The 23,659-nt window shown below is 41.0% G+C and carries 13 protein-coding genes; 1 reads left to right on the top strand and 12 read right to left on the bottom strand.

Annotated features, from left to right (window positions below):
• Positions 1-101: 101 nt before the first annotated feature.
• From FHK89_RS12255 to FHK89_RS12300, 10 genes are all read right to left on the bottom strand, one after another.
• Complete coding sequence (locus FHK89_RS12255; protein WP_230660832.1) at positions 102-1,520, bottom strand: glutamate synthase subunit beta; 1,419 nt, start codon at positions 1,518-1,520, stop codon at positions 102-104.
• 378 nt (positions 1,521-1,898) lie between these two features.
• Entirely contained in the window at positions 1,899-6,362 is a 4,464-nt protein-coding gene (gltB, locus tag FHK89_RS12260) for a glutamate synthase large subunit (RefSeq protein ID WP_230660834.1), read from the bottom strand.
• Between the two features lie 746 nt (positions 6,363-7,108).
• Complete coding sequence (locus tag FHK89_RS12265) at positions 7,109-8,158, bottom strand: hypothetical protein (RefSeq protein WP_230660837.1); 1,050 nt, start codon at positions 8,156-8,158, stop codon at positions 7,109-7,111.
• A 43-nt stretch (positions 8,159-8,201) separates the two neighbouring features.
• A complete protein-coding gene (gene aroB, locus FHK89_RS12270; protein ID WP_230660840.1) occupies positions 8,202-9,326 on the bottom strand; it encodes a 3-dehydroquinate synthase in 1,125 nt (374 codons plus the stop codon).
• A 78-nt stretch (positions 9,327-9,404) separates the two neighbouring features.
• Positions 9,405-9,950, bottom strand: coding sequence for a shikimate kinase AroK (aroK, locus tag FHK89_RS12275; RefSeq protein ID WP_230660843.1), 546 nt, complete (start codon positions 9,948-9,950; stop codon positions 9,405-9,407).
• A 239-nt stretch (positions 9,951-10,189) separates the two neighbouring features.
• On the bottom strand, positions 10,190-12,544 hold the full coding sequence (gene pilQ, locus FHK89_RS12280; protein ID WP_230660846.1) for a type IV pilus secretin PilQ: 2,355 nt from the start codon (positions 12,542-12,544) through the stop codon (positions 10,190-10,192).
• Between the two features lie 28 nt (positions 12,545-12,572).
• The gene (locus FHK89_RS12285; protein ID WP_230660848.1) at positions 12,573-13,121 is read right to left on the bottom strand and encodes a pilus assembly protein PilP; all 549 of its coding nucleotides are present in this window, start codon (positions 13,119-13,121) and stop codon (positions 12,573-12,575) included.
• Between the two features lie 3 nt (positions 13,122-13,124).
• Positions 13,125-13,847 (bottom strand): type 4a pilus biogenesis protein PilO, encoded by a 723-nt coding sequence (locus FHK89_RS12290; RefSeq protein WP_442966594.1) that lies wholly within the window; start codon positions 13,845-13,847, stop codon positions 13,125-13,127.
• A gap of 2 nt (positions 13,848-13,849) precedes the next feature.
• Complete coding sequence (locus FHK89_RS12295) at positions 13,850-14,509, bottom strand: PilN domain-containing protein (protein ID WP_230660854.1); 660 nt, start codon at positions 14,507-14,509, stop codon at positions 13,850-13,852.
• Positions 14,509-15,564, bottom strand: a complete 1,056-nt coding sequence (locus FHK89_RS12300) for a pilus assembly protein PilM (protein ID WP_230660857.1) — start codon at positions 15,562-15,564, stop codon at positions 14,509-14,511. Before FHK89_RS12300 ends, FHK89_RS12295 begins: the two co-directional genes overlap by 1 nt.
• 304 nt (positions 15,565-15,868) lie before the next feature.
• Here FHK89_RS12300 and FHK89_RS12305 point away from each other — a divergent pair, with 304 nt between their 5' ends.
• Complete coding sequence (locus tag FHK89_RS12305; protein WP_230660860.1) at positions 15,869-18,592, top strand: penicillin-binding protein 1A; 2,724 nt, start codon at positions 15,869-15,871, stop codon at positions 18,590-18,592.
• A gap of 160 nt (positions 18,593-18,752) precedes the next feature.
• Here the strand turns inward: FHK89_RS12305 and FHK89_RS12310 are convergent, their stop codons facing one another.
• Together FHK89_RS12310 and rpoC are read right to left on the bottom strand one after the other, a co-directional pair.
• On the bottom strand, positions 18,753-19,265 hold the full coding sequence (locus FHK89_RS12310; protein WP_230660862.1) for a DUF6586 family protein: 513 nt from the start codon (positions 19,263-19,265) through the stop codon (positions 18,753-18,755).
• Between the two features lie 133 nt (positions 19,266-19,398).
• Positions 19,399-23,619, bottom strand: coding sequence for a DNA-directed RNA polymerase subunit beta' (gene rpoC, locus FHK89_RS12315; protein WP_230660865.1), 4,221 nt, complete (start codon positions 23,617-23,619; stop codon positions 19,399-19,401).
• Positions 23,620-23,659 lie beyond the last annotated feature (40 nt).

Below are 23,659 nucleotides of genomic sequence, written 5' to 3' on the forward strand. Positions count from 1 at the left end.
TAACCACGCCAACATACTTTTTAAAATTCTGCCTATTTACTTTATCTAGGCTATTTTCACTGTCTAACTTGTTAAACTACTAAAGTTCCACATCACTAAAACTAAACTTCTAAATAATCTAAAATCCCTTCGGCTGCTTGACGACCTTCCCAAATGGCGGTGACCACCAAATCTGAGCCACGTACCATATCTCCGCCTGCAAATACTTTAGGGTTATTGGTTTGGAATTTATATACTTGCTCTTCTGGGGCTAATACACGCCCTGAGTTATCCATTTCAATATCATGCGCTGCAAACCAATCGGCAGGGCTTGGACGGAAACCAAAGGCAATAATCACCGCATCACAAGGCAATATCTCTTCTGAATTAGGAATCGGCTCAGGACGACGACGACCACGGTTATCAGGCTTGCCTAGCTGAGTGGTAACGACCCGCACCCCATTCACCTTACCATTAAGCCCAATGATTTCTGTGGGTTGGCGGTTGAATAAAAACTCCACCCCCTCTTCCCGAGCATTTTTTACCTCACGGCGTGAACCAGGCATATTACTCTCATCACGGCGATAAGCACAAGTCACTTGCTCCGCACCTTGACGGATACTGGTACGGTTACAGTCCATAGCTGTATCACCACCACCCAGCACCACCACCCGCTTACCTTTTAGGTCAATATAATCCTCAGCATTGACTTCCCAATCATTGCAACGATTGACATTGGCAATCAAAAAATCTAAGGCATCATAAACGCCTTCTAACTCTTCACCCGGATAGCCACCACGCATATAAGTGTAAGTACCCATGCCCATAAAAATAGCATCATATTCTGCTAATAAATCGTCCATACTCACATCAGTACCAATCTCAGTATTGAGACGAAATTCGATGCCCATACCTTCAAAGATTTCACGACGATTGCGCATGACATCTTTTTCCATTTTAAACTCAGGAATCCCAAATGTCAGCAAACCACCGATTTCTGGACGCTTATCAAACACCACTGGCTTGACACCATTACGCACCAAAATATCAGCACAACCGAGCCCAGCAGGACCTGCACCAATGATTGCCACTTTTTTATCTGTCCACACCACATCGCTCATATCGGGTCGCCAACCAAGCGCAAAGGCAGTATCATTGATATATTTTTCTACATTACCAATTGTGACTGCACCAAAACCATCATTTAAGGTACAAGCACCTTCACATAGCCTGTCTTGGGGACACACCCGCCCACAGACTTCAGGCAGCGTATTGGTACGATGGCACAGCTCAGCGGCTTGAAATATCTGCCCTTCAGTCGCTAATTTGAGCCAGTTAGGAATATAGTTATGAACGGGACATTTCCATTCACAATAAGGGTTACCACACTCTAGACATCGGTGTGCTTGCTGAGCAGCGTCTTGATTGTCGAACGGTTTATAAATCTCCACAAACTCAGTGGCACGAGTCACAATGTCCTTCTTCTCAGGCTCGCTGCGAGGGACTTCTAAAAACTGAAAGTTATTGTGTAACCGTTTCATACTACTAAATTCTCCTAAAGTGGGTAAGAAGCGTCTGGAGTCCATGAAAAGTAGCTAACTGCCTAAATAAGCTGGCAAAAACTACGGTATTCTGCACATCTTTAGACTCAAAGTCGCCCCACCTGCCGCAAGGGGTTGTCTGTATTTGATGAGTGGCGCATTATTTAACTTAAGTAAGTAGCATTTAATCAGTACAATTTAATAAATAAGATTAAGATAATACGCCTCGTAATATTGTTGGTAGTGTTGTAAAAAGTATGTTATTCCCCTGTACCTCCTATTGGGAGAGAATCATTCTCCTTCCGACTAGGAAGGTGCAAGGGAATAAGTGCATAAGCCAACTGGTAGTCGCTTATGTCTGGTTTTGCTACGGTTTTGCTATTGTGGATCTGCGGTTGTACTCTTAAGTAAGGAAGCAATATTGGCAGCTTTTGGCTTCACCAAATATACCTTACGTACATAATGCTCAAAATCAGCTAGAATTTGCCGTGCCCAAGCACTGCCAGTTTTTTCGGCATGTGTCTCAATAATGCGCTGTAGATAGATACGATGCTCTTCTGTCTGCTCGCTAGAGATGCGATGCAAATCAATGAGTTCATGGTTACAGCGGTCAAAGAAATCACCTTCGGTATCTAAAACAAAGGCAAAACCACCTGTCATACCTGCCCCAAAGTTAAGCCCTGTTCTACCCAGTACCGTGACCACACCACCTGTCATATACTCACAGCAATGGTCACCCGTACCTTCGACTACAGCATGTACGCCTGAGTTACGCACCGCAAAACGCTCACCTGCTGTTCCTGCTGCATACAAACGACCACCTGTTGCCCCATATAGACAGGTATTACCAATAATCGCTGTCTCTTGGGTCGCAAAAGAAGAGCCCACTGGTGGATAAATAACAATCTCACCACCTGCCATACCTTTACCAACATAATCGTTGGCATCACCTTCAAGCTCGATATTGAGACCACCCGCATTCCATACCCCAAGGCTTTGCCCTGCTGTGCCTTCTAGATGCAGCTTAATGGGTTTTTCAACCATACCAAGATTGCCCCACACCTCAGCAATCTCACCTGAAATGCGCGCACCAATCGAACGATCACAGTTGCCGATACGATAACTAAACTCGCCACCACTACCTTGACGAATGGTAGTGATCATATCTTCGATCATTTTTTCAGCTAATAACCCTTTGTCAAAGGGTTCATTACGCTCTACTTGACACGTCTGTGGCTTGTCTTTGGCAGCAGGGTGACTAAATAATAAAGGAGACAAATCAAGCTGTCTTTGCTTCTCAGTTTCACCCTCTAAAATTTCTAGCAAGTCCGTACGACCAACCAGCTCTTCCATCGTACGAACACCCAATACAGCTAACCACTCACGGGTTTCAGTAGCAACGAACTTAAAGAAATTAATCAGCATTTCAGCTTCGCCAATGAAATGCTCATCACGCAATCTTGCTTGCTGTGTCGCTACCCCTGTTGGGCAGTTATTTAAATGGCAAATACGCAAGTATTTACAGCCAACGGCAATCATTGGTGTGGTACCAAAACCAAAACTTTCTGCACCCAAAATGGCTGCTTTGACTACATCAAGACCTGTTTTTAAACCACCATCTGTTTGCATGCGTACTTTGTCACGCAGACCATTGACTCGTAAAGACTGATGCGCCTCTGCCAAACCCAGCTCCCACGGTGAGCCCGCATGATGAATTGATGATAATGGCGATGCTGCTGTCCCACCGTCATAACCTGAGATGGTAATCAAATCGGCATACGCTTTTGCCACACCCGTCGCAATTGTACCCACACCAGGACGTGAAACCAACTTAACGGATACTAGCGCATCGGGATTGACTTGTTTTAAGTCAAAGATCAACTGGGCTAAATCTTCAATCGAATAAATATCATGATGCGGTGGTGGTGAGATTAACGTCACACCAGGAACAGAATAACGCAAACGTGCGATCAATGAGTTCACCTTACCACCGGGTAGCTGTCCCCCCTCACCGGGTTTTGCACCCTGAGCGACTTTAATTTGCATCACTTGTGCTGAGCGTAGATAAGCTGGCGTTACCCCAAAGCGACCAGAAGCCACCTGTTTGATTTTGGAGTTACGCATGGTGCCATAACGCACAGGATCTTCACCACCTTCACCAGAGTTTGAACGCCCGCCAATGGTATTCATTGCTAAGGCAATGGATTCATGTGCCTCTGGAGACAAAGCACCCAAAGACATACCTGCAGAGTCAAATCGAGGTAAGATTTTATCAATACCCTCGACTTCCTCGATATCAATACCATTATCTGTTTTTATTTGGAGCAAATCACGAATTGTTGCCACTGGTCTGGCATTGACCAAATTGGCATACTCACGATAGTTATCATATTCTCCAGTACGCACCGCACTGTGTAGGGTACGGATCACATCAGGGTTAAAGGCATGATATTCTTTGTTAAAGACAAATTTGAGTAAACCACCTTGATCCAGTGGAGTACGACGGCTAAAGGCATTTTTTGCCAAGATGGCTTGATCAGCAGCAATATCACTAAAGCGAGCACCCTTAATACGACTTTGCACACCTTTAAAGCACAAGTCTACCACTTCTTCAGATAAGCCAATGGCTTCAAATAGCTGAGCTCCACGATAGGAAGCAATGGTTGAGATGCCCATTTTTGATAGGATTTTTAATAAACCCTTATCCAAACCTTTACGGAAATTTGCTCGTGCCTGTAATGGATCGCCCAATAGATCACCTGAGTTTACTAGATCGGTGATCACATCATAAGCTAAATAGGGATAAACACAAGTTGCCCCAAAACCGATGAGTACGGCTACTTGATGTGAATCTCGAGCAAGTCCAGTTTCAAGAATCAAGTTGGCATCGGTACGCAGTCCTTTTGCAATCAAATAGTGATGCACTGCCCCAGTTACCATAATGGCATTGGCAGGTACTTTACCTTTCTCAACCTGTTTATCAGATAATACGATCAGCGTATTACCCGCTTCAATCGCCACAGCAACTTGCTCACAAATCTGCTTAATTGCTACATCTAAATCTAAGTTTTCATCATAGTTAAGATCAATACGCTGTAGCTTAAACGCATCATCTTCTAACGACTCTAATTGCTGCATTTTACTGGCAGACAGCACAGGGGAAGATAAAACAATACGATGTGCATCTCGAGCGGTGGGCTTAAACACATTGGTTTCAGCACCCAAGCAAGTTTGCAGTGACATTACAATAGATTCACGCAACGGATCAATCGGCGGATTAGTAACCTGAGCAAATTGCTGGCGGAAAAAATCACCCATATTTCTAACTTGCTTGGATAACACTGCCATTGGGGTATCATCACCCATTGAACCAACAGGCTCTTGACCGTTTTCTGCATTGGGGCGTATCAGTTCAATACGCTCTTCATTGGTGATATTAAACATTTTTTGCAATGTTTTTAGCATATCACCACGAAATGCATTGTCTTCTAATTGCTCTTCTAATCTCTCATCATCACGAATACGCATCGCCTCTTCACGTAGCCACTTACGATAAGGATGGCTTTTTTTCAAGCGATTACCAATGACGCTAGAATCCATCATTTCACCATTATAGGTGTCAATGACAAGCATCTGTCCAGGCCCTACCCGTCCTTTGGCAATCACATCGGCAGGGTCATAATCCCAAACACCAATCTCTGATGCCACCGTGATATAGCCATTTTTGGTAGTCACCCAGCGTGATGGACGTAATCCATTTCTATCGAGCATACACACCGCATAACGTCCATCTTGGATAACCAGACCAGCAGGGCCGTCCCATGCTTCCATGTGCTGTGAATAAAACTCATAAAATGCGCGCAAATCCATGTCCATACTGTCAACATTTTGCCACGCTGGTGGCACAAGAATCGACATCGCATGAAACAGGCTCATACCACCTGATAGCAAAACTTCAAGCATGTTATCCAAGCTAGAAGAGTCTGAGCCAGTCCGATTGACCAGTGGGCGTAGCTGGCTCAGTTCAGGTATCTTTTCTGATTGTAGCTTAGGCGTACGAGCCATCGACCAATTACGGTTACCTGTAATGGTATTAAGCTCACCATTGTGTGCCAAATAGCGAAATGGCTGTGCCAAGGGCCAACGAGGGAGGGTATTGGTAGAGAAACGCTGGTGGAATACCACAATATGCGATGCCAAGCGAGTATCTTGCAAATCTAAGAAAAATGCAGGTAGATCAGCAGGCATCACCAGTCCTTTATAAATGACTGTCTGACAATTTAATGAAGCGACATAAAATGCGTCATCGTCTGCTAAGGCAATCTCTGCTTTTCTACGAGCAATAAATAATTTACGATTCAAGTCTTCTGCGGCAATCTCTTCTGCTGCATTGACAAATACTTGTTTAAAAGCAGGCAGTGACTCATAAGCAATCTCACCGACAATATCTAAATCCACAGGCACATCACGCCAACCAGCCACACTCAGACCTTGTGCTTCAATTTGTGCAGTCAATACAGACTGACTTTGAGCTGCTAGCTCATCATCTAAATTGACAAACACCATACCCACCGCATAGTTTTTTGCCAATTCAAAACCCAGCTCGGTTGCGATGGCTTGGAAAAACTCAGTCGGCTTTGCCATTAACAATCCACAACCATCACCCGTCTTACCATCTGCTGCCACACCACCACGGTGGGTCATACAACTGAGACTATGAATGGCTGTTTTTACTAAATCATGACTTTGATTACCCTCAATATGGGCGATCAATCCAAAACCACAATTATCTGAGAAGTCTTCTGGGGTTGCCAAATGGCTGTGTTGCGAGATCATCGACATGGCTTGTCCTTACTAATAGGGCTATAGAGGCTTTTGGCTTGCATCTATTAAGATGGCTAATCGTGCATGTATTGCTTTAGGGACTGGCTCGTTGGAGGTGTCACATTTTATAGGTATGTTGTTTAGTCGCAAATTACCACTAATCCAACATAGAAGGCGTTATCCTTTATAAGTGATAGCATCTGCTATCTGTAAATCACTTTTTAAAAAAAATAACCTTAAAATTGAGTGGTCACTGTATACATCAATCAAAAATTTGTGCTCATTATATTACCTTAATTCGTTTTAAAGAAATTTTAGTGACAATATAATAATAAATATTAGTAACAAAAATTAAACAGCCCTAACTTACCGTGTCTTACAAAGACATTATAGGTGGTATATAGACTTATTTTTTGTTCAACTCATCTTTACTATTATTGTGACTATTCTTAACTTAGTAGAACTGACACTACTTATGATGTATCAGACATAAAGTAAAATGTGTCGCTTTTATATCATCAATCTAATATTAGCTAACATTACTTTACTTTAAAAAATACTTATCACTTTAAAAAATACTTATCATAAACTTACAAAACATGCATTGCCCCCATATTAGTCAAAGCACCTAATAAAATCCAGTCTTATTTTTTTATGTCTTTAAATTATGAGTCACCATCCAGTCATCAATCAATAAGGCTCAGGTCTGCAAACTTAATTAATAAAAAACTCTCCCATCTTTTTTATAACATAATACATTCAATTTACTCAGTTTTTTCCTCTATCAACTCTTTGATAGAATCTACTTTATCAGCGCCACTCTTATCTTTTGCTGATGCATTCGTTTTTTTAGTCGCTGCCGTCTCTTTTTTAGTAGGTGGTTTTTTCGCTGCCGCAGTAGATTTTGTATTATCACTCTCTGCCTGTGCTCCCTCTTTTTCTACTGCTGATATTTCACGTGCCTCATTGACTACTAAGGTATCTTCACGATTTGTCGAGTTTTTAATCGACTTAACCGGCTGTTTTTCCTCATTATTATTTGTGTTGTCAGGCTTTTGCTCTTTTACAGCCGCTTTTTCAGCGGTTCTTTGTGGCTCATTATCAACAACAACTTCTTGTTTAGGAACACGTACAGGTACTTCACGACGAGTAGGTTGTAACTTCACCTTGCGTACAGGAGAGTCTGCTAGATTTTGCATGGGTTCAGATAATTCATAATTCTCAATCACACTCAAATAACGGTTAATTTCTTCTGGGATCACACGTACATTTGCAGGTAAATTAAAGTCTGTTAACTTTGCAGAGCCCATCGCCATCTGTGCTGAAGGATAAGTATCATAAAATAAAATATAACGTGGCTGATCACTCTCATCTCGATAGCGGAAAAAAACAAATTTGTCTCTATCTTCTCGGCTATTTAGATACTCAGTAATGATCCTATATTCAGAGACATCCATCACCTGCACAGTCCATTTACCCGCATGACTTTTTAAGAACTGTTTATCTTTAAATTCATCAGGATATTGGCGCATATCACGCACCAAAGGATCAAAGCTAATAGGTGTTACCTCATTATCTAACTCATGTAATGAAGCTATCTGAGAAGGACTATCAAATTTTGCGGTTGCCATGGTTTCTTGAGTATCAGGGCTTTTAACCACTTGTGCAGGAGAGGCTACTGAAGCTTGTGACATCCATAATAATAATGTCAATGTAGCAAAAATAAGCGCCATAAAAAACCATAATAACGTCTGTATGCGCTGACGTTTTCTTAAAACTTGATCAGTTTGTATATTTGTTGGTTTAGATGCCATAGACTTCAGTGCCCTAATATTAGATTCCAGTGTTTGTCTTCATTCACTGCTTAGTACTTGTACTGTGAAGCGATAATACCTCGTTTAACATACTTTCATCAAACTTAGAAGTAACAATCGCATCACCGATTGATTTTAGCAAAATCAATCGTAACTGTCCCGACTTCACTTTTTTATCATGACTCATCAACTGTTTGGCTGTTGTTAGCGCAATTTTAGGCGGTCGTATTGGCAATCCTGCTTGTTGCAAAATTGATTCGATTCTGCCAACATCGGCTGATGATAACCAACCCATTTTATAAGACAACTCTGCGGCTTGTAGCATACCTACTGCGACGGCTTCTCCATGTAGCCATGTACCATAACCCTCATGAGTTTCAATCACATGTCCAAAAGTATGTCCAAAATTAAGTAATGCCCGTTTACCCGCTTCACGCTCATCTGCTGCCACAATCGTTGCTTTATATTGACAGCAACGAGCCACAGCAGCAGCCATTGCTTGCTTATCTAAACGCATCAGTGCTGACATATTTTCTTCTAGCCATGTCAAAAAACTTTCATCCATAATGAGGGCATATTTAATCACTTCGGCCATTCCCGCTGATAGCTCTCGCTGCGGCAAAGTACTCAAGGTATGCATATCTGCCAGCACCATCTGTGGTTGCCAAAACGCACCGATCATATTTTTACCCAGTGGATGATTAATGCCTGTTTTACCACCCACACTAGAGTCCACTTGTGACAATAAGGTAGTCGGAATTTGGATAAAATTCACCCCACGCATAAACGTTGCTGCAGCAAAGCCTGTCATATCGCCAATCACACCACCACCAAGAGCCACCAATGTTGCATCTCGATTAAAATGTCTGGTCATTAATGCATCATAAATCTGATTAATATATTGCTGGGTTTTATACTCTTCACCATCTGGTAAAATACAACAAGCCACCTCAAAATTAGATGGCTTATCTTCTGTGGCTGCCTCACCACCTTTAGTTAGTCCGTTAACCAACGCATCAAGATATAGTGGAGCGACTGTCTCATTGGTCACTATCAATACTTGTCGCCCATGAATAAAAGGCGCAATCTGTGTTGCCATGATGCAATCATCTGCAAAGATTATTGGATAATTATGACTTGGGGTCGCAACAATCAGTGGATTAAACATAGGGATTCCTATATAAATAGAGAGTATTTCACACATCTCATCTGAGTTAAGCTATATTTTAGCTGCTTAAATAACAAATTAGCTAGATAAGTATAATTGTGGATAGGCACGCTGCAATTCAGCAACAATCTGATGTAACATCTGGCGTGGATATGTATGACCTGTGACGATAATAATATCCGCAATTTGTTGATATAAAGGATCACGAATCTTAAATAAATCACTAAGCACTTGCTTAGGATTGGGCTGCTGTAATAAAGGTCTAGACTTATCTTTTAGGGTTCGACGCATTTGAGTCTCAACACTGGCTTGCAAATAAATAACAATGCCTCTCTGTGTTAACCAGTCACGATTACACTCTCGCATCACCACACCACCACCTGTCGCTAACACAATATTTTGACGCTGTGTTAATACATCAATGGCACGACTCTCCCGCTCTCGAAACCCGTCTTCCCCTTCTTTAGCAAAAATCCAAGCAATATCTGCTCCTGACTGCGCCTCAATAAAATGATCACTATCAATAAACTCACGATCCATGTGTTTTGCCAGCAGGCGACCAATGGTCGTTTTACCTGCCCCCATTGGTCCTACAATGAAGATTGAAGACACCTCATTTTGCATATCACTATCTCTAAATAAATAAGTTATAATACAACGGGATGTCATTAAAGGCTAGGTCAGTTAAAAACTCAATACTAATAAATAAGAACAAATCCCAGCAAAAAACAAAAATAACTGTGATATTTTAATCACAGTAAAAAAAAGCAATCTATAAAAGATTGCTTTTTTAATAAAATGCCACCTAACTGATACAAGTGTATCAAGCTTAACTCACGGAAACTTGATACACTTTAGATCAACTAGTTAATACGACTCACACCATCATTAATCAGTTTTGGTGTCACAAAGATCAATAACTCTTGTTTGTCATTACGTCTGACATCACTTTTAAATAAACGACCCACATACGGTAGATCTCCTAAGAATGGGACTTTTTCTACCCCATTAGACTTGGTATTTCTAAAGACACCACCTAATACCACCGTCTGTCCATCTTCAACAATCACATTGGTACTAATAGAGTCCTCAGCGATTGCAATCGTACCATTATAAGTCGTTGGTGTACCATTGGTTACTACCAACTCCAAACCAATTTTGCCATCTGGAGTAATGTTTGGCGTTGCCTCCAAACTTAGCGCTGCTTCTCTAAAGCTGGTTGTGGTTGCGCCACTTGCAGAAGCTTCTTGATAGGGTATTTGAGTACCAGAAGATACTCGTGCGGTCTGTTTATCAGCAGTCAACACTTTTGGTGTTGAGATCACCTCACCACGATTATCTGCTTGCATGGCAGATAACTCTAAATCTAACATCAAATCAGACATACTAAGCAAACCAAAAGCAATACGTCCTGCTGGATTAGCAATACCCAAATCTACGTTTAAGTTATCTGGGCGGCTAATATTATAGCTAGGATAAGACACTTGCTGTCCATTAACCGTTGTGGTCTGAACATCAAAATGCTTCAAATCCCATAGAGTTTGGTTACTACCACCAACTAATAAATTACGGTTGTTAGCTGCACCATTTGATAAAATCCCCCAACGAACACCAAGCTCTTTACTAAAGGTATCATTTGCACTGACAATACGAGCTTCAATCATTACCTGACGTACTGGTATGTCAATTTTTGCTACCAATTCACGTATGTTTTCAATACTGTCCGTCGTATCTTGTACGATTAACGTATTGGTACGTGAATCGACTGTCACTGTGCCACGATCTGATAGCAAAGATCCACTATCTATATTTAAGTTATTAGCACCACGATTAGATCCATGACCTTGGGAAATCAAGGTTTGTACATCTTCTGCTTTTGCATAACTTAAACGAATATACTCAGTACGCAAAGGTAAGAAATTATCTACTTTTTGCTGTGCTTCTAACTCTTTGGCTTCTTGATCTGCGAGTTCACCTGCTGGCGCAATCAATATGACATTGCCATTTTTACGCATGCCTAAATCTTTGCTTTTTAGAATAATATCTAAAGCTTGATCCCAAGGCACATTATAAAGTCGTAAAGTCATGTTACCAGAGACACTGTCACTTGCGACAATATTTGTTTGGGTCGCATCTGCCAACAGATCCAAAACATAACGAATAGGCAGGTCTTGAATTTCAAAGGAAATAGGCTCACCAGTGTACGTTTTTTCTTCAAGAGTGGGTGGTCGTAACAACTCCGGCTGACTCACACTAATAGTCAATTGATTGCCTGTTTGGTAAGCTTGATACTCAAAATCTTGCGCCATATTAATAGTAATCACACCGGATTGGTTTTGATTGGTCGCATCTATCGACGCCACCAATCCACCAGCATTTAATCGGCGTATCAAGTTGCGTGGCACTGTCGCACCTGTCATACGTACTACTAATTTATTGCCTTGACGCTGTAAGTCGATTGGAATGTCTTCATTGGTTAGGGTAATGTTAATATTACCACCACCTTGTGCATTTCCAACATAATTAACAGCAGATAAACCATCATAACTATATTGCCGTGAAACAGCAGCAGATACTTGTGGATTCAGTAATGGATTAACCTTAACAATCATGGTGTCTTTAGCCACAGTTTGCTTTTGTTGATTGTTAGTCCCTGTACCATTAGTCGTCACTGACGTTGGCTCAACAATAATAGGTTGTGCAGCAGGCAAATCATCACTCAACACAACCGTCTGTTGCCCAGAGGTAGACACTACAGAATAAGCATTTGTATTTGATTGTGGTGTGATATTGATATATAGCGAGTTACCCTCTACTTGTGTGGCATAATTGTTTGCACTGCTAGAAGGAGAATCTAACCCCACAATCAAACGTGTTGTGGTTTCATCTCCTAATGTACTCACTTCTTTAATCACACCTTGATTGAAAGTGGTGAGAGGACTCGACAATTGATTGTTAATATCATTAAAGTCTAATACCAAACGTGATGGATTATCCAACTGATACGCTTCAGGTAAGCTCGGTTGACCCTCAAAGTCTAATCTAAGCTGGGTTAAATTTGGTGTCGGCTTTGTGACATCCATCGCCATGATGGCATTAGCAGCAAAAACAGAGCTACTCATCATCATCAAACTAGCAGAGATGGCAGTTAATACAAAGGTCGAAGGCGTGGAATATTTAGTAATCATTGAAGCCTTACTATTGCTATGAATTGTCATTATTTTAATCCTCAAAAAAGCAAATAATCTATGGAGAAGAAATCAAAGAAGCAGGTTTTTCAACATATCGACCACGGTTATCAGGGACAATTTCTATCAAATTGATCTGCGTTGAGGTGATCTCCACGATACGACCATTATTCATACCCATATAGTCGCCCACTTTTACATTCTGTACCAGACCATCAGGTCGTTGTACCAAACCGTACTGGACACCTTCTGGTGATATAATCACACCATGATAAACAAGTTGAGAGAGTTCATAATCCTCTAATGGCTCTTTAATTCGTGTCACATCCAGTGTCACACCATCATCATTCTCGATTTGGTTTTGTAAATTCAATAAGCTTTGGGGTAAAAAAGGGCTACGTAGATCACTGGCATCATAGACATAATCTTCGACCAATTCTGGCTCTGGAGGTGGTTCAATGGGCTGAGCTGGAGAATTGCGTATTTCTGTCATCTTCTCCTCAGCAACCATTACCCGATCTGTACAGCCTGTCAACATCAAGCTGCCTATTGCCATAAAACCAAAAGCCAGTATATGTAGTGAGGAAGGTAATTGTTTCATATTCATCAATTATTCCCCTTGATTATCGGTAGCTGCGGGGGTGTCAGAACTCTCAGTTGGAATCTGATCCGCATCTTTTGAACGATATGTTTTAACTTGAAGCACCAAATTCAACTGCGGAATCTCTTCCAATGTTGGCTGTGGATTATTTACTTCAAAGTCATGTATGGTAATAATACGAGGTAGTGCAGCCAAGCCACTGATAAATGCACCAAATTCATGATAATCCCCAAGTGCAGCAATACGAATTGGCTGTTCAATAAAGAACTCTTGCTCCACTTCGTTTTCTACCGAGATATCTTGAAAGCGAATATTACTACCAACACCAGTCATATTAATACCTTCTAACAGCTCAGGAATTCTTGTATCTTTTGGTAGCTGATTGACGAGCTCATTAAAATCCTTCTCCATTTGTGCTACTTGAGCTTCATACTCAGCTAAATGACGTGCCTTTGACTCTTTGTCACGATATTCAGTTAATAAGGTCTCTTGCTCAGCACTGGCTGCTGTAATTTCATCCATTTTACTACTAACAGGAAAAGCATATACCAAGGCGGCAATGACACCCACTAATAATAAAAAGACAGTGACTTTAACAGGAGTTGGCCATGAGCCATAATTTTGTGAATCAAGAGACTCAAAACTACGTCGAAAATCTTGAAAATTAAATGATTTTTTTGGCGTTTTTGTTTTACTAGCAGCTTTTGCCGATTTTTTCTTTGTAAGCTTCACCATTATTGTCCTCCTGCGTCAGCTTGATTCTCAGGAGCGTTATCCAAACCACTCTCATCAGGTGTACCGGCAACTACTTGAGTGGTCACTACAAACTGTATATAGCTATCTTCAGGATAAACAGGTCTTGTTGTCTGATCGACAACTGTGGGATTCACTTTAGGCTGATATGCCTGAATATCATCTTGGATAGACTTAAGCTTAGAATCATGCATCCAATCACTGGCATTTAAGTTACGCACTAAGCTTGATACAATATTTGGATTGTCCGCCCGACCAGTAAAGGTGATTAAATCTCCCTCTCTTTTTAAGTTGGTCAAATACATTGCTGAAGGAACTGCTTTTGCAATGTCATCCCAAATTCTAACAGGTACAGGTCGACGCCCTTGTAAATCTTGAATAACACGCATACGTGAGATGATTGCATCACGACGCACTTCCAAATCATCAATTTGTTTCAGATCTGCATCCAAGCTGGTATTGGCAGTACGGATAAGCTCATTTGCCTGTTGTTGTTGTTCTAACTCACGATTATAAAATGACCAAACGGCAAATGCTGCCAGTAAAGAAAATAAGACAACCGCAATCACCTGAGTAATAAACTCTTTATTTTTGCGCTCTCGCTCTTCTTCACGCCAAGGTAATAAGTTAATGCGTGCCATTAGTCAAAACTCCTTAATGCCAAACCACATGCTACCATCAAGCTTGGTGCATCAACTGCTAGCTGTTCTGCATTTATTTGGGGTGCAATTGACATATTAGTGAAGGGATCGGCTATTGACACCGTCGCACCTAACTTTTGTGCTACTAAATTGGTTAAATCTGGTATCGCTGCACTGCCACCACACAACATAATATAATCTACATTGTTATACTGACTAGAGGAAAAATAAAATTGTAGTGAACGTGTCATTTGCTGAATGAGATCATCTACAAATGGCAGCAGCACTTCGCTTCGATAATCTTCTGGTAGTGTCTGATCACGCTTATGATAATAAGCCTCTTCATAATTGACACCATAGCGATTTTGAATGGCTTCTGTCAGTTGTATACCACCAAATAACTGCTCACGACTATAGACAAACTCACCATCTTTTACAATATAAAGTGTCGTCTGTGTATGCCCAATATCAATCAATGCAGTGATTTCAGGCTGATTTGGTAGGGTATCAGCAATCAGTCCAAACGCACGCTCCATGGCATGTGACTCAATATCTACAACTTTTGTTGATAAACCACCAAATGCTAACGCATCCACTCTTTGATCAACATTTTCTGATCTTGAAGCAACTAACAACACCTGTACCAATTCATCATCTAGGGTTGAAGGACCGAGTACTTCAAAATCCATATTAACTTCTGACAAAGGATATGGAATATATTGTTCCGCATCTAAACGTATCAAAGCTTCACGCTCTGTATCGTTTAACTTTGCATCCATGTCTATCACTTTCGTAATAACCGCAGCACCAGAGACTGCCGTAGCAGCATTTTTACTACTAAGCTTTAGCCTCCTAGTAAGACGGGATATGGCATCTCCAATTGCCTCAATATCGACTATGGATTTTTCTACCACTTGCCCAGGAGGCAATGGCTCTATACCATAGGATGCTAGATGGAATAAACCTTGTTGACGTTGTATCTCCACTATTTTCACAGATGTTGAGCTAACATCTACTCCAATAAGTTGACGACCTTTGGGGGTAAATAGCCTCACAAACCAAATTCCTCTTAAAAATGAAAATGAAATATAGTTATTATTCAATCCTTGTTCTGTACAAGGATACAATATGTTACTTGTAAGATAGATTCAAGTATCCTAATACATATTTTTTGACAATTATACAATTATTTCTAAATCTTGGCATAGTTCAGGTTATAATATTGTCATTAAATATTTTTTTTCTTGCATATTTTTCTAGAATTCTAGAATATTTATACTAGTCTTTTAGGTTATGCTACCATTTTAAGCTTGATATGTCGTTCATTACTGACATTTTATTTTTATCATTTGAGTACTTATGTCAAAAAAAGCGGTTTCTTCGCATCTCTATTATTTTTTAAATTTGTTGCTGGCGATTCTAGCTTTTGCTGTCGTACTAGCACTGGCTGTGCCAATTGGTTTTTATGGCATGGCAATGTATATCGCTCCGAGCCTGCCAAGCACAGATGACATGACAGCGGCTCATTTTGAAATGCCTTTACAAATTTATAGTCAAGACAATAAATTAATTGGACAATACGGCAATCGTATGTCATTGCCCGTTTCTTACGATGATATCCCTACAAACTTAGTCAATGCTTTTTTGGCAGCAGAAGACTCTAGTTTTTTTGAACACAGTGGCATCAGTATCAAAGGGCTAGGTCGCGCTGTTACCGAAGTTGTCTCCAATAGCGATGAACAGCAAACGGGTGGCTCTACCATCACCATGCAAGTAGCAAAAAATTACTTTTTATCTCCAGAACGTACTTTAAACCGTAAATTAACAGAATTATTCTTAGCACGCAAAATTGAAGATGAACTGAGTAAAAAAGACATTTTAACCTTGTATGTCAATAAAATCTATTTGGGTGAAGGTGCTTATGGTATTCGTGCTGCAGCAAAAAAATACTATAGTAAATCATTAGAAAATCTCAGTATTGCTGAAATGGCAATGCTTGCAGGTCTGCCCAAAGCACCCTCAAGATATAATCCAGTGGTCAATCCTGAACGCGCTTTAGAGCGTCGCGACTGGATATTAGGGCAAATGCTTAAGCATCAATATATCAACCAACAACAATATGACCAAGCTGTTGCTTCACCAATAGGGCTCAATATTTATAAAGAAAAACTTGATGTCAATATGCCTTATTTGGCTGAGATGACCCGATATACCTTAGTTTCTCAATATGGTGCTAATGTTGTTAATTCTGGTTGGCGAGTACGTTTAACCGTTAATAGTAATACCCAACAACAAGCCGAAACTGCACTAAAACGTGGCTTAATTAATTATGATCAGCGTCACGGTTGGCGTGGTGCAGTTGCCAATGGTGAACCACTAAATAAGTTTAAATCTTATGGTAGCATACAACCTGCCAAAGTGACCAAAGTCTCTTCTCGCAGCTTTGAGGCCACTTTAGCATCAGATGAAAAAGTCACTGTCAACTGGTCAGGGATGCAGTGGGCAAAAAAATATTACTCTGTAAACCGTACAGGTGGCTATCCTTCAAATGCTTCACAGCTAGTCAAAAAAGATGACATTGTTTATTTATTACCCAATAAAGACAAATCTTCTTGGAAGTTGATGCAACTGCCTGATGTGCAAGGTAGTATTGTTGCGCTCAATCCAGAAACAGGTGGTATTGAAGCTTTGGTAGGTGGTTTTGATTTTCGCCAAAGTAAATTTAATCGAGCCATACAAGGTTGGCGTCAACCTGGCTCTACCATTAAGCCCTTAATCTATTCAGCCGCTTTAGAAAAAGGCTATCGTCCTGATACGCTGGTATCTGACAGCCCACTACAAGTTGGTAGCTGGAAGCCAAAAAATTCAGATGGTCGTTATTATGGCAACATTCCTCTACGTAAAGGCTTATATTTATCACGCAATCTGGTTTCAATTCGCCTATTAAGTGCAGTCGGTATACCAAATGCACGTAATTTATTAGAACAGTTTGGTTTGGACAAAGATAAAACACCAACCACATTATCTTTGGCTTTAGGCTCAGGACAAGCAACACCGTTACAAATGGCAACTGCCTATGCAACTTTTGCCAATGGTGGTCATCGTATTCAACCTTATTTTATTGCTCAAATTTATAATTTTGATAACAAATTACTGTATCAAGCCAATCCTGCACAGGCATGTGCACTTTGTTTTAACAACTCTCTTGATAAGCTTAATGAAAAATTACTAAAACAGTCTGAATCTGAGCAATCCAGTGATGCGCCACAAAAAAGTGATGAACAGGTATTAAGCTTAGAAGATGATAATACAGAATCCCAAGATAATTTAAGCGATGACAGTAATGCGACACCTCCTGCTCAAACCTTGACAACTGCACAACAACATAACCAAGATCCTATCTATGATGCAGGACCGCAGTCTGATCGACTCAGACCACCCACTGTTCAATATAGCGAAGCTGAACAAGCACCAAGAATTCTATCTGCTTCTGTTGCCTATGAAATGGCAGATATATTACGTGACGTGGTACAACGAGGTACAGCAGTACGAGCCAAAACTCTCAAACGTGATGACATCGGTGGCAAAACAGGGACAACAAATGATTATCGTGATGCTTGGTTTGCAGGCTTCCAACCCTCTCTTGTTACCATTGTATGGGTTGGCTTTGATACACCCACTTCTTTAGGTTATCATGAATATGGTGGTGTTGCCGCTTTACCTATATGGATTGATTTTATGCGTACCCAGCTCAAAGATCGTCCTCGCCAATGGGTGTCTATCAACAATGAAGCCAAATCTGAGAAACAAGAACAGAAAATTGTCGATATCACAGAAGATGGTGAAAAGCAGCTAGAAGAAGAACAAAAAGAGGCTCCAATCCCATTAGTCGATCCAAATATAAAACCACCAAAAGCAACTGCTAAAAAGCGCCCTACTCCAGCAGCAACCTCAACCACTGAGCAGCAACCTAAGCCTACAAAGAAAAGTAAACCATCTGAGGATGAGCAAGCACAATCACCCGCTCGCAGTACACCTTTAACAGTAAAAAAGGTAGATGAACTACCGCCTTTAGGTGATTAATGAAGGGTTAGTTTGACATTTTATTACAGGCTTATACTAACTTGACACAGTTGGTATTAGCCTTTTTTTTAATGTCACTGCTCAAATATAGCTGTTATAAGCCATAAATAACCCTACCAGTATTGCCCACACTGTTTTTTGGTTAACTATCTAAAAGGCTCTAATATTCCGCCATACCTGCTCGTAGCGAATCAATAAAAGCCATAAATTCCTGTCGCCATTCTCGTATGGTTTGTTCATCTGGTAGCCATTGATTAGATAACGTGACCACATTAACAATCAAATCAGTGCTTGTAGACTGCTCAATAGCAGCCAGCTCTGGCTTTGGCATATACTGACAACGCTGATAAGCATTGAGAATATTTGCCAATACTCCATCTTGCCTAATTTGTTTTAATCGCTCAAGCTCTGGTGAAATAAGCGTTTTGGCAGCGAGTTGTTCCTGTAAATACTCAATACTTGGTGTGGGTGTATCAATAGCATAAAACTGTGCCAACTCTTGCAAAAATGCATAATATGCCCCTTGCAGATGAAAAATTGCGGTCTCACAACTGGCTTGATATTGTTGTTTATCTTGTATTTGCGCTGCTTGCTTACACGCTAAGCGGCAAAAGTAGAATTTTTGATTGGTCCGATCTGCCTGATAACGGGCTACCCGATTTTTCTTTGACATAACTCACCCTTTCATTGCTTTACATGTTATTCATTTGAATTTCAATAGTATCTTAAAATAGAATCCATAAAAAAAGCCAGCATCATCAATACTGGCTTTTTAATCACTTCAATCCGATAAGTTTTACTACAGCTTAGTCAGCATTTTTGTCTTGACTTAGCTCTTGAGCAAAGGCTTCATCAAAGCTACTAAAGTCTTGTGTTGTCGTGCTCATCACATCATCAAATGCGGTATCAATGGCACTATCAACATCATAAGCTTCCGCTTTTTGCTTACGGGCTTCATGATACGCAAGACCCGTACCTGCTGGTATCAAGCGACCAACGACAACGTTTTCTTTTAAGCCACGTAGATCATCGACTTTACCAGTCACCGCAGCAGCCGTTAACACACGGGTTGTCTCTTGGAAAGAAGCGGCTGAAATAAAGCTTTCTGTGGCAAGACTTGCTTTGGTAATACCCAGCAGCTGACGCTCAAACTGCACAGGGAATTTATCTTCACTGATCAGTTTTTCATTGAGCGCTTTGATGTCTGCATATTCAACTTGATCACCTTTAAAGTAGCTTGAATCACCACCATCAGTTACTTCTACTTTGCGTAGCATCTGGCGAATGATAACTTCGATGTGCTTATCGTTGATTTTCACCCCTTGCAAACGATATACATCTTGTACTTCATTGACGATGTAGTTAGCCAGTGCAGTTTCACCTTTTAGACGTAAAATATCATGTGGGTTTAATGGACCATCTGAGATGACCTCGCCACGTTCAACTGTCTCATTTTCAAAGACGTTAATTTGACGCCATTTAGGGATAAGCTCTTCATGCACTTCACCATCTTCATTGGTAATGACAAAGCGATTTTTCCCTTTTGTAGCAGTACCAAAACTCACCACACCAGACATCTCAGCCATAATCGCATGATCTTTTGGACGACGGGCTTCAAATAAATCTGCAACACGAGGCAAACCACCAGTAATGTCTTTGGTACCTGAGGTTGCCTGTGGTACACGACCTAAAACTGAGCCAGCGGTGACATCTTGACCATCGCTAACACGAATGATGGTATCAGCAGGTAGGAAGTAAACCACTTCTTTACCTTCTGGTGTATCTAAGATAACAGCAGGACGCAAATCTTTACCCGCACTGGTTCTATCTTTTGCACCTAAGATCTCAAATGAACTCATACCAGTGGCATCATCAATTTTCACAGTGGCGGTAACACCTTCTGTAATGTCACTAAAGCGTGCCTTACCCGCAAATTCTGTGATAATTGGATGCGTATGTGGATCCCATTTAGCAATGGTTTGTCCACTGTCTACCATATCTTCATCTTTAACGGTCACAGATGAGCCATAAGGTACTTTATAACGCTCACGCTCACGACCTAGGTCATCAGCAACACCAATCTCAGCTGAACGAGAGACCACCACTAAATGACCATCAGCATGCTCTACCGTTTTCATATTATGGAAGCGCACTTGACCTGCATTACGTACTGCCACGCTGTTATCCACTGAAGTAGAACTTGCCGCACCACCCACGTGGAAGGTACGCATGGTCAACTGAGTACCTGGCTCACCAATTGATTGCGCTGCCATAACACCAACAGACTCACCAATATTAACTTTATGACCACGAGCAAGGTCACGACCATAACACTGTGAACATACGCCATGTGCAACATCACAAGTAATCACTGAGCGTACCCAAACTTCATCAATACCTTGATGGTTCAACACTTCAACCCAATGCTCATCAATCAATGTGCCCGCAGGAACAACCACTTCCCCTGCTTTATTAATTGCATCTTGGGCAGAAACACGACCCAACACACGATCGCCTAACTTCTCGATTACTTCACCACCTTGAATGTGTGGTGTCATTAACACGCCTTTATCCGTACCACAATCATCTTGAGTAATAACCAAATCTTGTGCGACATCGACCAAACGACGAGTCAAATAACCTGAGTTGGCCGTTTTCAATGCTGTATCTGCCAAGCCTTTACGTGCACCGTGCGTTGAAATAAAGTACTGTAGTACCGTCAAACCTTCACGGAAGTTTGCTTTAATGGGTGTCTCGATGATAGAACCATCTGGTTTTGCCATCAAACCACGCATACCTGCTAACTGACGAATCTGTGCTGCACTACCACGAGCACCAGAGTCTGACATGATATAGATAGAGTTAAATGATTTTTGCTCTTCTTCTTCACCTTGCGCATTGATGACTTTATCTGTGGCTAGGTTATCCATCATCGCTTTAGCGACTTTATCATTGGTACGTGACCAGATATCAACAACTTTGTTATAACGCTCACCCGCAGTCACAAAACCTTGGGCAAATTGTTCTTCAATTTCACGTACTTCTTCATCAGCTGCTTCAATAATTGCTTTTTTGGCAGGTGGAATAACCATATCTTCCATACCAATAGACACACCTGACAAGGTTGCTTGTGCAAACCCAAGGTACATCAATTGGTCAGCAAACATAACACTGTCTTTTACGCCCAATTTACGATAGCAAGAGTTTAATAGTCCAGAGATGTTCTTTTTGGTCATCTCTTTATTACACTCATCAAACGCCATACCTTTTGGCATGATGTTCCAAATCAACAAACGTCCAGCCACTGTATCTTTTAAGCTGGTTTGCTTTGTTTCATTACCTTCTTCATCAACAACGGTTTCAGTCACACGTACTTTAATCTTGGCATTCACATGTAAATCATTAGAACCAATGGCACGTAGGGCTTCATTAACAGTCGAGAATATCATGCCTTCGCCTTTGGCATTGATTGACGAACGACTAATATAATACAGACCCAATACAACGTCCTGCGATGGTACGATGATGGGATCACCATTTGCAGGAGATAAGATGTTATTAGTTGACATCATCAAAGCTCGTGACTCAAGCTGAGCTTCTAGCGTTAATGGTACGTGCACTGCCATTTGGTCGCCATCAAAGTCGGCGTTAAATGCTGTACAAACCAAGGGGTGCAACTGAATGGCTTTACCTTCAATTAATACGGGCTCAAATGCTTGTAGACCCAAACGGTGCAACGTTGGTGCACGGTTTAGCAGTACAGGGTGTTCACGAATCACCATCGCCAACATATCCCATACAGGTGGCTCTTCACGTTCAACCATTTTTTTGGCTTGCTTAATGGTGGTTGCAATACCATGTGAAAGTAGTTTTGCATAGGTAAATGGCTTAAATAGCTCTAATGCCATTTTTTTCGGTAGACCACACTGATGCAAGCGCAGTGTAGGACCAACCACGATTACTGAACGACCAGAGTAGTCAACACGTTTACCCAATAAGTTCTGACGGAAACGACCCTGCTTACCTTTGATCATATCTGCCAAAGATTTCAATGGACGTTTGTTACTACCTGTAATCGCACGTCCACGACGACCGTTATCTAGTAGCGCATCGACTGATTCTTGTAGCATACGTTTTTCGTTACGCACAATAATGTCAGGGGCATTTAACTCCAGCAGACGTTTTAAACGGTTATTACGGTTGATGACTCGGCGATACAAATCATTTAAGTCTGAGGTAGCAAAACGACCACCTTCTAGTGGTACTAATGGGCGCAAATCAGGTGGTAATACTGGTAACACGGTCATTACCATCCACTCAGGTTTGTTATTAGAGTCACGGAATGCTTCAAGCAGCTTTAAGCGTTTTGACATTTTTTTGAGCTTGGTTTCTGAGCCAGTTTGTGGAATGGCTTCACGCAACTCATCAATCTCAACATCAATATCAATATCTTTTAATAAGTCTTGAACCGCTTCTGCACCCATCTTAGCGATAAATTCATCACCAAATTCTTCAAGTGCTTTGTAATAGTCTTCATCATCAAGCAACTGATACTTCTCAAGGCTAGTCATGCCAGGATCAGTCACGATATAGCTTTCAAAATACAATACACGCTCAATATCACGCAAGGTCATATCTAATAATAGACCAATACGGCTTGGTAATGATTTTAAAAACCAAATATGTGCCACAGGGCTAGCAAGGTCAATATGTCCCATACGGTCACGGCGTACTTTTGCGGTGGTCACTTCTACGCCACATTTTTCGCAGATAACACCTTGGAACTTACGACGCTTGTACTTACCACATAGACATTCAAAATCTTTTACTGGACCAAAGATTTTGGCACAGAAAAGACCGTCACGCTCAGGTTTAAAGGTACGATAATTAATGGTTTCTGGTTTTTTAACTTCACCGTGCGACCATGATTTGATGGTCTCAGGTGCTGCTAATGAGATTTGAATGCTATCAAATTCACGTTTGCCATTATCGGCAGGGCTTTTCATAATATCGAGTAAATCTTTCAAGCGGCTTCTCCGTTATCTGTGTTTTAGTCTTATTGCTTTG

The organism is Psychrobacter sp. I-STPA10 (assembly GCF_021012795.1).
Lineage (GTDB): Bacteria > Pseudomonadota > Gammaproteobacteria > Pseudomonadales > Moraxellaceae > Psychrobacter.